Below are 15,321 nucleotides of genomic sequence, written 5' to 3'. Positions count from 1 at the left end.
GGTGTCTCCTCTGCTTCGGTTACGGGGTCGAGGGCCAGCTGCCGGGCAGGCCACAGAACTGCAGCACCTGCTCGACCAGCTCGCTCTCGTGGGGGACGAGGTAGAAGTGGCCGCCGGGGAAGTCCCTGAGCCGGAACGGGCCGGTCGTGCAGCCCTTCCAGGCGGCGGCCTCGTCGTGGTCCGCCTCGGGGTCGGCCGCGCCGACGGCGGCGCAGATCGGGGTCGCGATCGGCGTCGTCCCGTGCGGCCGGTAGGTCTCGATCAGCCGGTAGTCGGCTTCGAGCGTGGGCAGGATCAGCTCGCGCAGCGCCGGGTCGTCGAGGACCTCGTCGCTGGTGCCGCCGAGCCTGCGCAGGTCCTCCAGCAGGGCCCGCTCGCCGCCGAGGTGCACCTGCGCCGGGCGGGCCAGGTGCGGCGCGGGGCGGCCTGAGACGACCAGGCCCGCGATCGGGCCGCCGAGCAGGCTCTCCAGGCGGCGGGCCGTCTCGTGCGCGACGGCGGCGCCCATGCTGTGGCCGAACAGGGCCAGCGGCACCTCGCTCATCGGGGCCAGAGCGGCCGCGACCGGTCCGGCCAGCTCGTCCACGCTCGCGGCGTGGGGTTCGCGCAGGCGGTCCTGGCGGCCGGGGTACTGCACGCCGTACAGCTCGACGCCTTCGGGAAGGCGCGCGGCCCAGGTGCGGAAGAACCCGGCGGCGCCGCCGGCGTGCGGGAAGCAGACCAGGCGCAGCCTGGGCACCTCCTGGACGCGCAGGGGCCGCAGCCACTGCTCGCGCTGCCGGGTGGTCGTCGTGGTCATGCCGGTGAGTCCTCCAGTTCGGTACGGGCGGCCGCGATCAGCTCGGCGGCGGGCATCGGGCGGGGCGGCGGCCCCGACAGCCGCTCGGGGAATCCGAGGGAGGCGGCCATCGCCTGCCAGATCCCGCTGACCGACAGGTAGTACTGCCCCTCGCGCAGCGGATCGATCCTGTCACCGGCGGCTTTCCACAGACCGCTGATCGCGCGGTGGGCCGCCGCGGGCCAGTGGACCGCCAGGATCTCGCGGTAGCTGGGCGTCTGAGCTGGGCCGATGACGGTGCTGGCGGGCAGGTCGAGGGCGGGGTCGGCGGCGTCGGCGAATCTGGTGGTCTTCCTGGCCTCCTCCGGCAGGTGCGGCCGCGGCGACCACAGGACGGGGCCGTGGGTGCCGGCCAGCGTGAGCGTGCCGCCGTCCGCGCCGACGGTGATCCGGTGCAGCAGGTGGGCGTGGTTGTCGGGGTCGGCGGGGTGGAGCTGGTTCTGCACGCGCAGCGTGAACGGCGTCCCGGCGAGGGTGCCCTCGATCGTGCGGAAGGGACCGGAGCCGGTCGGCGCGGGCAGCTCGTAAGGACGCAGCCCGCCGAGCGCCCGGCCCAGGATGTCGAACAGGTGGTAGGAGACCTGCACGCCGCACGCCGCCTCGACGTAGAGCGGGCGCAGCGCGCGGGCGGCGGCGATGAAGCGCCGCACCGGCGGCAGGTGCACGTAGTGGCTGTTGACCTGGTACACGGTGTGGTGCTCGCGGGCGGCGCGCAGCAGCCCGGCCAGTTCGTCGCGCAGCAGCGGCCCTTCTTGCAGCACATGCACGCCGCGGGCCGTCAGCTCGGCGGCGACCTCACTGGCCGGGCCGCCGTTCACCGCGCCGAGCAGCACGACGCAGGCCAGGTCGACGCCGTCCGGCACGTCCTCCACGCGGGTCCAGAGCGGCACCCGTGCCTCTTTCGCGCAGGCGCGGGAGCGTTCGCCACCCTTGGCGAGGATGCCCGCGAGCCGGAACCCGGAGCCGGGCGCGGCGATCGCGGCCAGGTGGATCCGGCCGAAACCGGTCCCGCAGACCAGCACGCGCGGCCGTCCGTTCACAGGACCCCCTCCTCGACGACGGCTTCCTCGACGCTGGAGGTGACCCGCACGGCCGGGTCCGCGCGCAGCTCGCCCAGCACGCGCTCCGGGTCGAGCACCCAGGCGGCCTCGTGCGCGCCCGGCGGCACCCGTCCCGCCGCGAGCGCCCGGACGGCGCTCGCGGCCACCGCGGCGGTCAGCTCGTAGCTGTCGGCGGCGCGCGCGATCAGCGTCCTGCCGTCGAGGTCGAAGACGAGCTGGAAGTACGGCTCCCGCCCCACCGCGTCCAGCCGGGCGGCCAGTTCCAGGTCCCGCGCCGCCTGCGCGGGGTCTCTGTCCGCGGCCCCGGCCAGGGCGCGCGGGGCGCGTTCGCCGTCGAAGACGCCCCACCACTCGACCTCGGCCAGCCCGAGCTCACGGGCCAGGCGGGCGCTCTCGCGGCTGAGGTAGGGGTAGGCGCCGACCCGGCCGGGGAAGTGCGGCAGGCGCACCCCGTCGAGCGGGCGCAGCGCGCCGCGTACCTGCCGGTGGCCGCGCCAGGCGGCCTGCGGGGTGGCGTACTCGCCGGTCAGGGAGGCGATGTAGTCGAGGGCGGCGGCCTTCGTGAAGCGGTCGAGGCCGCCGACATGGGCGACGAGGCGGTGCGGCGCGGGCCCCGCCATCGCCCGGGGCAGCAGCGCGGACAGGCCCGGCATCATGCCCGCCGCCAGCACCGCGCCGCGCGGCCCGCCCGGTGCCCGCAGGGCCAGGTCCGTGAGGAAGGCGAGGTCGAGCCGGTCGCCCGCGACGTCCACGTAGTGCGCGCCCGCGGCCAGCGCGGCCCTGGCCACGGTGTCGAGAACGATCGAGGACGGCCCGGCGCAGTTGACGACCACCTCGCACCCGGCGCAGAACCGGGCCGGCGCGGCGGCGTCGTCCAGGTCCAGGATGACGGGCTCGTCGTCCGGCCCTGCCTGGGCGCGCACCCGGGCGGGGTCCCGGCCGCCGAGCCGCAGCGGGCCGGGCAGCCGGCGGGTCAGCGCGCGGCCGACGGCGCCGTAGCATCCGGTCACGCCGATGGTCATGACTCCTCCAGCACGGCGGCGACCTCGTCCACGTGGGGCGGGCGCAGGCAGGTGAAGTGGTCGCCGGGGACGTCGGTGACGGTCAGCTCGCCCAGGCACAGCTCCCGCCAGAAGCCGGTCATGTCGTCGCGCAGCCACGGCAGGAAGCTCGTGCCGCCGCGCTGGCGCAGGAAGGCGATGTCGCCCGCGTACGGCTCCGGCTCGTGGGCGGCGACGGCCAGGAGGCTGTGCCGTACCACCTGGAAGGAGGTGGCGACGTGCCGCTCGACGTCGGGGCCGGCGGTCCCGGAGGTGGCGGCGTGGCCGATCGCGGCCAGCCGTTCCGCCTGCGGGCGGGCGGCCTGGGCGCGGAAGGCCTCGGCGGCGGGGGCGAGTTCGCCGGTCAGCGCGGTGACCGAGCCGGCGGGCACGCGGCCGGGGTCCTCGCGCAGCAGGGCGGCGAAGACCTTCGCCATGAGCTCCTCGTCGGCGGGATAGCCGGCCGCCGCCGGGTCCACGCCCATGACCTTGGCGAAGACGTATTCGGCCACGAGGTCGTCCTCGATGGTCCGGGGCAGCGTGTAGCTGCTGACCACGGTGAGGGCGCTGACGTCGGCGCCGGCCTCGGTCAGGTTCCTGGCGACCTCGGTGGCCAGCAGGCCGCCCATGCAGTAGCCGACCACGTGGAAGGAGGGCGCGCCGGTCTCCAGGAGGGTGCGGGCGTAGCGGGCGGCGCGGCGGGCGATCAGGCCGCGTGGTTCCTCGGCCAGGTAGGCGTCGACGTCGGTGATCGCGAGTCCGGCGAGCGGCCCGCCCTTGGCGGTCAGCAGCCGGGACAGCGCGCGGTAGGGGGTGAGGGTGCCGCTGCCCTCGTGGACGAGCACGCGCAGCGGTCCGTCGCCGGGCGGGCCGCCGCCGAGCGGGATCAGCGGCGTGCTCTCGGCGCGGGCGCCGTCCTCCTCGCCCGCGCCGCGGCGCAGCCCGTCGGCGAGCGCGGCCACGGTGGGCTGGTGCAGGATGCGGCGGACCAGGTCGTCCCAGTGCGCCTCGGCCGCCTCCGGTACGCGCTCGCGCAGCGTGGCGGCCAGCTTGGCGACCACCAGCGAGTCGCCGCCGAGGTCGAAGAAGTCGTCGTCGCGGTTGACCGTGTCCCCTGTGCCCATGCCGAGCACCTCGGCCCACACGCCGGCGAGCGCGCGTTCGAGGGCGTCGCGGGGCGGCCCGCCGGCCGAGGCGCGGTTCGCGGCGGCGCGTGGCAGCCATGAGCGGAGCGTGGTGGTGTCCACCTTGCCGTTGGCGGTCAGCGGCAGTTCGTCGACGATCTGCAGGTGGGCCGGGATCATGTAGCCGGGCAGCCGCCTGGCCAGGTGCCCGGCCAGGCCCGCGACGTCCAGGGGCCGCCGGTCGGTCTTGAACCGGGCGGCGAAGACGTTCTGGCCGAGCGCGCCGGTCACGTCGCCGGGGCCGGGCAGGCAGACGGTCGCGCCGGCGCCCGCCTCCCGCAGCAGGCCGAGCCACTGGTCCCGGCCGAGGAAGGTCTGGTCGAGTCCCTGGCGCAGGTCCTCGTAGTCCCATGTGCGGGGGTCCTTGTCCGGCATCATGAACTCCATCGAGGTCATGATCTGGTAGCTGTCCCGGGTGGTCTCGATGAAGACCAGCCAGCCGCCGGGGCGCAGCATGCGTACCAGCCGCTCCAGCACGCGGCCGGCGTGGCGGGAGTTGTGCAGCACGTTGGCGCAGAGGATGACGTCGAAGTCGTTGGGCGCGTAGCCCTGCGCGCGGAAGTCCTCGTTGATGTCGAACAGGCCGTAGCGCACCCAGGGCAGCTCGACGAAGCGGGCGCGGGCCTCGTTGAGGAAGAAGGGCGAGACGTCGGTGAACAGGTAGTCGACGTCGTGCCCGGCCAGGGCCGGGATCGTCCGCGCGCTGGTGCCGCCGACGCCCGCCCCCGCCTCCAGCACGCGCAGGCGGCCGGGGCGCCCGGCGGCGATGCGGCACAGGATCTCGACGGCGGCGTGGTTGACGTAGCGGCTGATGATGTTCTCCCGGTAGGCGGCCTCGGAGATCTCCAGGCGGCCCTCGGGGAACAGCAGCGGCAGCGGGTCCATATCGTCCCTGACCAGTTCGGGCAGGTGGGCGGTGCTGGTCCTGAAGTAGGCGATCAGCTCGGCCGGGTAGCTGTCCTCTCGTTGCAGCTCGCCGACCGCGCGCCAGGCGGCGTCCAGGTCCTCGGGAGCGGCCGTGCGGACGGCCGTGCGCAGATCGGCCGGGCCGCGTTCGAGGTAACCCTCGTGTTCCAGCACGCGCAGCCAGCGGCGCACCAGCCGGTGGTGGCGGGGCGCGGCCTCCAGGGCGTCGACGACCTGCTCGGTCGTGGCGGTGTCCCCCGCCTGCCGGAACAGGCCGCGGGTGGCGAGGGCGCGCACGATGCCGACGACCGCGGCCCGGTCCAGGCGGGCGATGAACTCGGTCAGTTCCTCGCGGGCGATGTGCGCGGTGTGCGGGTCGCCCGCGCGCGATCCGGCCGCGCGCAACTCCTCCGCCGCCCCGTCCATGTCCTCCGGGGTACGGCGGGCCGGCTCGGCGAAGGCGGCCAGGCGGCGCTCCATGCCGTCGCCGTCCACCAGCACGTGCGCGGCGGCGACCGCGGAATGGTCCTGGACGGCGGCCTCGACCTCGGCCGGTTCGATCCGGTGGCCGCGGATCTTGACCTGCCGGTCCTCGCGGCCCAGGAACTCGATCAGCCCGTCCTCGCGGTAGCGGCCGAGGTCGCCGGTGCGGTAGAGGCGTTCGCCGGTCGCGGGGTGGCTCACGAAGCGCCGGGCGGTCTTGCCGGGGTCGCCGAGGTAGCCGAGTGCGACGCCCGCGCCGCCGATGTACAGCTCTCCCGCCACCCAGTCGGGGCACGGGCGCAGGGCGTGGTCCAGCACGTGGAAGGTCTGGTTGGCCAGCGGCTTGCCGTACGGGACGCTCGTCCAGCCGGGCTCGGGCTCGCCGATCGGATGGAAGATCGACCAGATCGACGCCTCGGTGGCGCCGCCCAGGCTGACCAGGTCGAGCCGGGGCAGGCGGGCGCGGATGGCCGGGGGCAGCGTGACCGGGATCCAGTCGCCGCTCAGCAGGGCCAGCCGCAGCGTCGGCAGGCCGGGCTCGGGCTGCGCGGCCAGGTAGTGCTCCAGCATCTGGAGCTGGGCGGGCACGGAGTTCCAGAGGGTGACGCCGTGCTCGGCGACCAGCCGGGCCCAGCGGGCCGGGTCGCCCCTGCCCGCCGCGCCGGGCAGCACCAGCGTGCCGCCCGCGGCCAGGACGCCGAAGACGTCGTAGACGGACAGGTCGAACCCCAGCGCCGCCAGGCCGAGGACGCGGTCGGCCGGGGTCACCGAGAAGCGCCGGTTGATGTCGGCGACGGTGTTGAGCGCGGCCTCGTGGGAGATCATCACGCCCTTGGGGTCGCCGGTGGAGCCCGAGGTGTAGATGACGTAGGCCAGGTCACCCGGCCGCGCGGCGCTTCGCGGCACGGGGGTGGTGGCGGGCGGCAGCGTGTCCACGTCGTGGCAGCGCACGCCGTCCGGGCGCTCGCCGATCCACGACTGGGTCAGGACGGTGTCCACGCCGGCGTCGGCCAGGATGCGCGCGCGCCTGGCGGGCGGCTGGCCGGTGTCGACCGGCAGGTAGGCGGCTCCGGCCAGCAGGGTGCCGAGCACGGCGGCCACCTGTTCCCAGCCTTTGTCCATGAGAATCGCCACCGGCGCGCCGCCTCGGGCGAGGGGTTCCGCCACAGCGGTGGGCGGGGTTTCCGCCACGGTGGTGGCCAGGGTTTCCGCGACGGCGGTGCCTCGGGTGAGGTTCTCGGCCACGGCGGTGGCTCGGGCGAGCAGTTCGCCGTATGTCAGCGTGCGGTCTTCCGCGATGACGGCGGGTGCGCCGGGGGTGGCGGACGCGCGGGCGACGACCGGCTCGTGCAGCAGCCCGCCGGGGCGCGGCGCCGCGGTGGCGTTGGCGTCCGCCCGCCGCCGCGCCTGTACGGCCGGCAGCCCCACGGGCGCGGCCGCCGCCCACGCGTCGTCGCCGGCGGCCAGGTCGGCCAGCAGCTCGCGCAGCGCCCCGAACAGGTCCTCGGCCAGGCCCGCCGGGAACACGCCGTCGCGCACGTCGGCCCTGACCTCCAGGGTCCCGTCCTCGACGAGGGCCTGGCAGTCGATCCACACCTGCGGCGTCTGGCTCCTGCCGTACACCACTTCGCCCATGCCGTCGCCGGCTTCGCCGAGCCCGAGGGTGCTGGTGAAGACGACCGGCATGAGCGCGGCGTCGCGGCCCTTCACGCGGGCGATCTCGCGCATCACCTCCACCCCGGAGTGGAGCCGGTGGTCGAGGTCCTGCCACAGCCGGTCCTGGAGCGCGGCGGCGCGGGCGGCGAACGTGGCGTGCGCGCAGCCGTTCACCTCCAGGAGGCTGACCGTGGTGAAGTCGCCGACCAGTGCGTCGACCTGCGGGTGGAGGGGGCGGCGGTTGAGGAGGGTGAGGTTGAGGCAGAAGGCGGGCTGGCGGCTCCAGCGGCCGACGACCTCGGCGAAGGCGGCCATCACGGCGGTGGAGGGGGTGATGGCGTGCGCGGCGGAGCGCTCGCGCAACGCCTGCCACTGTCCGGGCGTGAACCTGGCCCGGTGGCGGGTGAACGTGCCGCGGTCCTGGGCGCTCTGGTCCTCGCGCAGGGGCAGTTCCGGCGCGCCGGGCAGGGTGCGGAGGCGGTCCTCCCAGTAGGCGCGGTCGCGTTCGTAGGCGGGGCCGTCGCGTTCGCCCCGGGTGGCGGCCACGTAGTCGCGGAAGGTGATCTCCAGGGGCGGCAGGTGCGCCGCGGAGTCCTGGTAGAGGGTGTTCAGTTCGGTGAGCAGGAGCTGGATGCTCATGTAGTCGGCGATGAGGAAGTCGACGGAGACGTGCAGCAGGTCGCGTCCGTCCGTGCGGGTGATCCGGAGCTCGAACAGCGGCCAGGACGCCGGATCGTAGACGCGGCTGTCCATGGCGGCTCTGACGGCCGTCAGGTGCGCCTCGGCCTCGGCGGCGGGGCGGCCGGTGAGGTCGGTGGTCTCGATGCGGTAGCGGGGCCGGTCGGGGGCGGTGACCTGGTAGCCCTCCGGATGGACGGTGGCGCGCAGCATGTCGTGGCGCTCGATCAGCCGGTTCCAGGCGTCCTCGGCGCGGCCGGGGTCCAGGCCGGTGAGGGCGAGTTCGGCGTAGACCTGGCAGGCGGTGCCGCCGTAGTCGTAGGCGGCGCCCCGGCCAAGCAGGTAGGCGGCCTGGACGTCGGTGAGCGGGAACGGCTCGTGGCGGGTGTCCGGGCCGGGGCGCAGCTCGGGCTGGTCGGGGCGGCTCAACTGCTCCAGCAGCGCCTCCTTGTGGGCGGCCAGCAGGGCGCGCCGTTCCTCGGTGAGGACGCCCTTGGGGGCGCGGAAGCGCAGCCGCCCCGACTCCGCCCACAGGTGGACGCCCTCCCGGGCCAGTTCGGCGATGAGCTGACCGGCAGTCATAGCGAGCCCTCCTCGAAGGCTGAGTCGTCGCGGTGGTCGATCAGGGCGGCGTGCTCGGCGATCGTCGGCCCGGCGAACAGTTCCCGCAGCGGGAGGTCGGCGCCGAACTCGATCCTGATCTCCTCGGCCAGGCGGGTGGCCAGGACGCTGTCGCCGCCGAGCGTCACGAAGTTCTGGTGCCTGCCCACGTCCGTCAGGTCGAGCAGGGACCGCCAGATCGCGGCGAGGGCCTGCTCGGTGGGCCCGGCGGGTGGGGCGTCGCCGCTCTGGCCGTCGGGCTCGCGGGCCAGGCGGGCGAGGGCGGCGCGGTCGACCTTGCCGTTCGCGCCGAGCGGGAGGTCGTCCAGCGGGGTGATCGTGGCGGGGACGGCGTAGGAGGGCAGACGGTCGGCGAGCCGGTCGCGCAGGTCGCCGAGGTCGCCGGCCGGGACGACGAAGGCGGCCAGGTGGCGATCCACTTGGGTGGCGACCGCGCGGTCGACGTGGGGGTGGGTGAGCAGGGCGGCTTCGATCTCGCCGAGTTCGATCCGGTGGCCGCGGATCTTGACCTGGTGGTCGAGCCGGCCCAGGAACTCCAGGGTGCCGTCGGGCCGGTAGCGGCCCAGGTCACCGGTCCGATACCAGCCGTCCACGAACTTCGCGCCGGTCGTCTCCGGATCGCCGCGATATCCCTTGGCGACCCCGGCGCCGCCGATCCACAGTTCGCCCGCCACCCAGTCGGGACAGTCCCGGCCCGCGGAGTCGACGACGCGGAAGCACTGGTTGGCCAGCGGCCTGCCATAGGGGACGGAGACCCAGTCGGACGGCACTTCCGCCGGGACCGCGCAGTGGTTGGACCAGATCGACGCCTCGGTCGCCCCGCCCAGGGCGATCAGCTCACAGTCCGGGGCCGCGGCGGCGAGCCGGGCGGACAGGTCGAGCGGAACCCAGTCACCGGACACCATGGCCAGGCGCAGTGATCCCAGAACCCCCCGATCGGCGGTGAGCAGCATGTCGAGCAGGGCCGGGACGGTGTTCCACACGGTCACCCCGTGCTCGGCCACCAAAGCGGCCCAGCGGGCCGCGTCACGCCGCTCGTCCTCACCGATCATGACCAGCGAACCACCCGCCGACAGCAGGCCGAACACGTCCCACACCGACAGGTCGAAATCGAGCGCCGACACCGCCAGAACCCGATCGTCACCGGTCACGCCGAAGCGCCGGTTGACGTCCATGACCGTGTTCAGCGCGGCCCGGTGGGAGATCTCGACCCCCTTCGGCTCACCCGTGGAACCCGACGTGAAGATCACATACGCGCTCGCCTCCGGATCCACCCCCACCGGAGCCGCCAGAGGCGGACCGGAGGAAAGATCGGTGAGGGTCAGGCGGACGCCTGCGCGGCGGAGCATCCGCTCCCCGCGCAGCTTCGGCTGGTCGGCGCCGATGGGCACGTAGAGCGCCCCGGCCGCCAGGACGCCCAGCACGGCCGCCACCTGGTCGGCGCCCTTCGGCAGGCAGACGGCCACGGCGTCGCCCGGCCGTACACCCTGCCCGGCCAAGGAGCCCGCCACCCGCAGCGCCCGATCCGACAGCTCGCCATACGACACGTCGGGCCGGATCGCGATCCGGGACGGATCGCGGCGGGCCAAATCGAAGAAGCGGGAGTGCAACGTGCCCTCGGGCAGGGAGGTGGCGGTGTCGTTGGCGCCGGCGCGGGTGACGAGCTGCTCCGACGGGGTCAGGCAGGGGACGGCGGCGTCCCAGTCCTCGGTGGACAGGCGCTCCAGCATCCCGGCGAAGGCGGCGAACATGCCGTCCAGGACGCCAGGCGGGAAGAGGTCCTCGACGGCGTCCCAGTTGACCAGCAGGTCGCCGTCGACCTCGACCACCTGATGGTCCAGCCAGACCTGCGGCGTCTGCGACACGCCCCAGAACGGCTCGGCGAACAGCGCGCCGGAGGGGGTGGCGTCCATGCCGAGCGTGCTGGTGAACACCACCGGCATCGCGGCGTCGGCCGCGCCGGTACGCCTGGCCAGCTCGCGCATCACCCACAGCGCGGAGACGTCGCTGTGCTCCAGGTCGCGCACGACCCGGCGCTGCAGGCGGCGGGCGCCGTCCAGCCAGGTACGGCCCGGCTCGTAGGCGACCAGCAGCAGCGAGGTGAAGTCGCCCAGGACGGTGTCGATGTCCGGGTGCACCTCACGGCGGTCGAACAGGGTCAGGTTGATCGTCATGTCGCGGCGGGCGCTCCAGGCGCCGAGCGCCTCGGCGAACGTGGTGGCCAGCACCGTGGACGGGGTCAGGTCGTGTTCCCTGGCGGCGTCCTTGACGGCCTGCCACCGCTCGGCGGGCACGCGGGCCTGGCGGCGGGTGAAGCGCGGGCGGCCGACGCGCTCCGGCTCTTGGGCCAGCGGGAGCCGCGGGGCGGGCGGCAGGTCGGCGACCCGCTCCGACCAGTACTCCTGTGCCCGGCGCAGCGCCCGCGGGCCCGGCTTGACCGTGAGCACGTAGTCGCGGAACGAGGGCCCGGCGGGCGGCAGCTCGGCGGCCGGGTCGTGGTAGAGCGTGTCCAGTTCGCGCAGGAGGGTCATGGTGCTGAGCGCGTCCAGGATGATGTTGTCGAAGCTGACGCCCAGCCGCGTGCGGCCCTCGCCGTAGCGTACGGCCCGCACGTCGAACAACGGCCAGCGGGTGGCGTCGATGAGCTGGTGCGACATGTCCGCGCGCAGCCCGGCGAGCGCCTCGTCGGCGTCCTCGTCCGCCTCGGTGACCGCGATGGTGAAGCGGGGCGCCTCGGGCAGTACCCGCTGGGTGCCGTCGGGCAGGAACACCGCGCGCAGCATCGCGTGCCGCTCGATGAGCCTGTTCCAGGCCGCTTCCAGCCGGGGCAGGTCGAGGTCCTCCAGGTCGTACTCGGTGTAGAAGTGGCAGCCCACGCCGCCGAGCGCGAAGTCGTCGGTGCGGCCGAGCCAGTAGGCGCGTTGCACGTCGGTGGGCGGGAAGGGCTCGTGGCGGCGCTCGGGGTCGGCGCGCAGCGCGGCCCGCTCGCCCTCCTCCTGCCCCGGCGTCAGGGTCGCGGCGAAGGCGGCGAGCTCGGGATGGTCGAACAGGTTCGACAGCCGCCCACCGGACACGCCGCCCTCGCGCAGCCGGGTGATGAGGCGGGTGGCCAGCAGGCTGTCGCCGCCCAGCGTGAAGAAGCTCTGGTCGCGGCCGACCGCGGGCAGTTCCAGCAGCTCGGCCCAGATGGCGGCGACGGCGCTCTCCACACCCGGCAGCGGCGGCTCGAACGGCTCGTCGCGCCGCGCATGGCCGGCGAGGATACCCCGCACCACCGTCCTGTCGATCTTGCCGTTGGGGGTGAGCGGCAGGTCCCGCACGGGCACGATCCGGTCGGGGATCATGTACGGCGGAAGCCGTTCCGCCAGCCGGTCGGTCAGGTCATCGAGGTCACCTGTGCCGACGACCACGGCTGCGAGGCGGCGGTCGATCTTGGTGGCCACGGCGCGGTCGACGTGGGGGTGGGTGAGCAGGGCGGCTTCGATCTCGCCGAGTTCGATCCGGTGGCCGCGGATCTTGACCTGGTGGTCGAGCCGGCCCAGGAACTCCAGGGTGCCGTCGGGCCGGTAGCGGCCCAGGTCACCGGTCCGGTACCAGCCGCCGGTGAACTTCGCGGCCGTCGTCTCCGGGTCACCCCGATATCCCTTGGCGACCCCGGCGCCGCCGATCCACAACTCGCCCGCCACCCAGTCGGGACAGTCCCGGCCGAGCCCGTCCACCACGCGGAAACACTGGTTGGCCAGCGGCCTGCCATAGGGGACGGAGACCCAGTCGGACGGCACTTCCGCCGGGACCGCGCAGTGGTTGGACCAGATCGACGCCTCGGTCGCCCCGCCCAGGGCGATCAGCTCACAGTCCGGAGCCGCGGCGGCGAGCCGGGCGGACAGGTCGAGCGGAACCCAGTCACCGGACACCATCGCCAGGCGCAGCGAGGTGAGCGCGGACTCGGTGCCCGTGAGCAGCATGTCGAGCAGGGCCGGGACGGTGTTCCACACGGTCACCCCGTGCTCGGCCACCAAAGCGGCCCAGCGGGCAGCGTCACGCCGCTCGTCCTCACCGATCATGACCAGCGAACCACCCGCCGACAGCAGGCCGAACACGTCCCACACCGACAGGTCGAAATCGAGCGCCGACACCGCCAGAACCCGATCGTCACCGGTCACGCCGAAGCGCCGGTTGACGTCCATGACCGTGTTCAGCGCGGCCCGGTGGGAGATCTCGACCCCCTTCGGCTCACCCGTGGAACCCGACGTGAAGATCACATACGCGCTCGCCTCCGGATCCACCCCCACCGGAGCCGCCAGAGGCGGACCGGAGGGAAGATCGGAGAGCAGGAGCCGGGCTCCGGCGCGGCGCAGGATCTGGTCGCGGCGCGCCTGGGGCTGGTCAACGCCTACCGGGACATACAGGGCTCCGGCCGCCAGGACGCCCAGCACGGCCGCCACCTGGTCGGGTCCCTTCGGCAGGCAGACGGCCACGGCGTCGCCCGGCCGTACACCCTGCCCGGCCAAGGAGCCCGCCACCCGCAGCGCCCGATCCGACAGCTCGCCATACGACACGTCGGGCCGGATCGCGATCCGGGACGGATCGCGGCGGGCCAGATCGAAGAAGCGGGAGTGCAACGTGCCCTCGGGCAGGGGCGTCCCGGACGTGTGGGGAGCCGGGCGGGACGGGTGGGGCGGGGGCGCGGACCAGTCCTCGGTCAGGAGCCAGTCGATCAGGCGGTCGTAGGCGGCGGCCATGCCGTCCAGGACGCCGGGCGGGAAGAGGTCCTCGACGGCGTCCCAGTTGACCAGCAGGCCGCCGTCGACCTCGACCACCTGGTGGTCCAGCCAGACCTGCGGCGTCTGCGACACCATCCAGCCCAGCGAGCCGAGGCCGCGCTGGACGTCCTCGGTGACCAGGTCGCCCATGCCCAGCGCGCTGGTGAACACCACCGGGGCGCTCACCTGGTCGTGGCGGCCGCCCCGGTTGAGGTCGCGCAGGACCTCGACGCCGGTGTAGGCCGAGTGCGCCACGTCGCGCTGGAAGCGCGCCTGCAGCGAGGCGGCGCGCTCCGCGAACGTCTGCGGCCGCGACAGGTCCACCTCCAGCAGGATGAGGTTGCTGAAGTCGGCCACCATGCGCTCGACCTCGGGGTGCGGCAGGCTCCGGTCGAACAGCGGGGCGTTGAGCACGAACCGGGGCGAGGCGCTCCACGCGCCGACGACCTCGGCCAGCGCCGCGGCCAGCGTCATCGGCAGCGTGAGGCCGTGGGCGCGGGCGCGCTCGGACAGGCGTTCCCGGTCGGCGGCGGTGATCCTGCGGTCGCGGCGGACCACCCGGACGCGTTCCAGCTTTCCGGGCTCCATGGCAAGCGGGAGGGCCGGGCCCGGCGGCAGGTCGGGCAGGCGTCCGGACCAGTAGCGGCGGTCGGCCTCGCGGTCGGCGGCGCGCTGCCGCTCCTGCCCGGCGAGGTAGTCGGGGAAGCCGTAGGTCAGCGGGGGCAGGGTGCCGCCCCGGTAGAGCGTGGCCAGGTCCTCCAGGAGGATCTGGATGCTGCGTACGTCGGCGACGAGCAGGTCGATGTTGGCGTGCAGGCGGTGGGCGCCGTCCGGCAGCAGGGAGAGCGTCAGGTCGAGCACCTCTCCGCGCTCCACCTCCAGGCGGCGGTGCGAGAGGCTTTCGCGCACCGCCAGCAGTCGCGCCTCGGGGTTCGCCTCTTCGCGCAGGTCGTGGACGGTGAGGCCGGGCCATGGGCTCCGCGGCAGGATCTGCTGGGTGGCGTCGTCGAGGAAGCGGGCGCGCAGCAGCTCGTGCCGGTCGAACAGGGCGCGGGCGGCGTGTTCCAGGGCGTCGGGGTCGAGGCCGCGGCCGTCGAACTCGGCGTAGAAGTGGCAGCCGACGCCGCCCAGCACCTGGCGGTCGCGGCGGCCGAACCAGTAGGCGTGCTGCAGGGGCGTGAGCGGGAAGGGGGCGTGCCGGTCGGGCGGCCCGGTCCGCGGGGGCGGCGGTGCGACCGGGCCGCCCGAGTTCAGGAGGGTGTGCCAGGAGGCGAGCGTCGGCGACTCCATCAGGTCGCCGAACTTGACCATGACGCCCTGGCGCTGCCAGTCGTTGGCGAGCTGCATGATCCGGATGGAGTCGGCGCCCAGGGCGATGAGATCGTCCTGCGCTCCGAGCTCCTCGGGCGCGACACCGAGCAACTCGGCCGCCGCCCGCGCGACCTCCCGCAGCCCAAGATCCGGCCGCCGCCGTGGTGTGTCAGCCCGCCGTGGTCCAGAAACGTCCTGCTCATCCCATTCATCCGGTACGGCCAGCGAGTCCGTCGCCAGCACGGGCAGCGCGCCCCGCCGCAGCCGGTTCACCAGCTCGGCCGTCTCCCCGGCCAGCGAGCCCGGGGTGAGCGTCACCACCGTCTCGGCCACCTCGCCGCAGGCGTCCAGGACGGCGGCGCGCACCCGCGCGGCCGAGGGCCCGCGATCGCCGTCCGCCTCCACCAGCAGCACCAGCCCGCCACCGGGAACCATCTGCACGGCACGGCAGGCCAGCCCGGTCAGCTCGCTCACCGGCGTCTCCAGCTCAGGCGAGGAAAGCAGCCGATCCTGAAAAGGCAGACGCGTCGCTGTTTCCGTCATAGTCAACAACGCTGGCACGCGGCGTAAGCGCACGACAAATGCGGAACTTTCTTTGGATGCTCACTGACTAGCCGTTCAGTCATTAATTTAGCCTTACCTAACTACCCGGCCGGAAGCGCGTGTTCTGCGGAGAAAGAAATAACGTGCCCTTCCGGCACGCCGCCAAAAGTCGCCACCCCCTCTTTCGAGGTGCCCGTCCGGGCACTTGCCGCTCTCTCCCACCGCCCTTAACTTCCG

General features: G+C 74.1%; 5 protein-coding genes. All 5 read right to left on the bottom strand.

The genetic code is table 11. The features are described from left to right. Positions 1–19: 19 nt before the first annotated feature. From ACIBHY_RS04300 to ACIBHY_RS04280, 5 genes are read right to left on the bottom strand one after another with little or no spacing between them, the layout of a single operon-like run. Complete coding sequence (locus tag ACIBHY_RS04300) at positions 20–799, bottom strand: thioesterase II family protein (RefSeq protein WP_397256098.1); 780 nt, start codon at positions 797–799, stop codon at positions 20–22. Further along, positions 796–1,878: a Gfo/Idh/MocA family oxidoreductase gene (locus tag ACIBHY_RS04295; protein ID WP_397305915.1), complete on the bottom strand. Its 1,083-nt coding sequence runs from the start codon at positions 1,876–1,878 to the stop codon at positions 796–798. Before ACIBHY_RS04295 ends, ACIBHY_RS04300 begins: the two co-directional genes overlap by 4 nt. Continuing rightward, positions 1,875–2,921, bottom strand: a complete 1,047-nt coding sequence (locus ACIBHY_RS04290) for a saccharopine dehydrogenase NADP-binding domain-containing protein (protein WP_397305914.1) — start codon at positions 2,919–2,921, stop codon at positions 1,875–1,877. The genes ACIBHY_RS04295 and ACIBHY_RS04290 overlap by 4 nt, the downstream gene beginning before the upstream one ends. Further along, entirely contained in the window at positions 2,918–8,428 is a 5,511-nt protein-coding gene (locus ACIBHY_RS04285) for an amino acid adenylation domain-containing protein (RefSeq protein WP_397305913.1), read from the bottom strand. Before ACIBHY_RS04285 ends, ACIBHY_RS04290 begins: the two co-directional genes overlap by 4 nt. Then, positions 8,425–15,015: an amino acid adenylation domain-containing protein gene (locus ACIBHY_RS04280; RefSeq protein WP_397305912.1), complete on the bottom strand. Its 6,591-nt coding sequence runs from the start codon at positions 15,013–15,015 to the stop codon at positions 8,425–8,427. The genes ACIBHY_RS04285 and ACIBHY_RS04280 overlap by 4 nt, the downstream gene beginning before the upstream one ends. Positions 15,016–15,321: the final 306 nt, after the last annotated feature.

It is taken from the genome of Nonomuraea sp. NPDC050547 (genome assembly GCF_044457345.1).
Lineage (GTDB): Bacteria > Actinomycetota > Actinomycetes > Streptosporangiales > Streptosporangiaceae > Nonomuraea.
Note: the sequence above shows the minus strand (reverse complement) of the source record. Positions and strands in the feature narration are given on the sequence as shown.

What these genes read in the sequence shown, in the direction of transcription:
- ACIBHY_RS04300 (WP_397256098.1), bottom strand. Translation starts at nt 799, where the DNA reads ATGACCACGACGACCACCCGGCAGCGCGAGCAGTGGCTGCGGCCCCTG.
- ACIBHY_RS04290 (WP_397305914.1), bottom strand. Translation starts at nt 2,921, where the DNA reads ATGACCATCGGCGTGACCGGATGCTACGGCGCCGTCGGCCGCGCGCTG.
- ACIBHY_RS04285 (WP_397305913.1), bottom strand. Translation starts at nt 8,428, where the DNA reads ATGACTGCCGGTCAGCTCATCGCCGAACTGGCCCGGGAGGGCGTCCAC.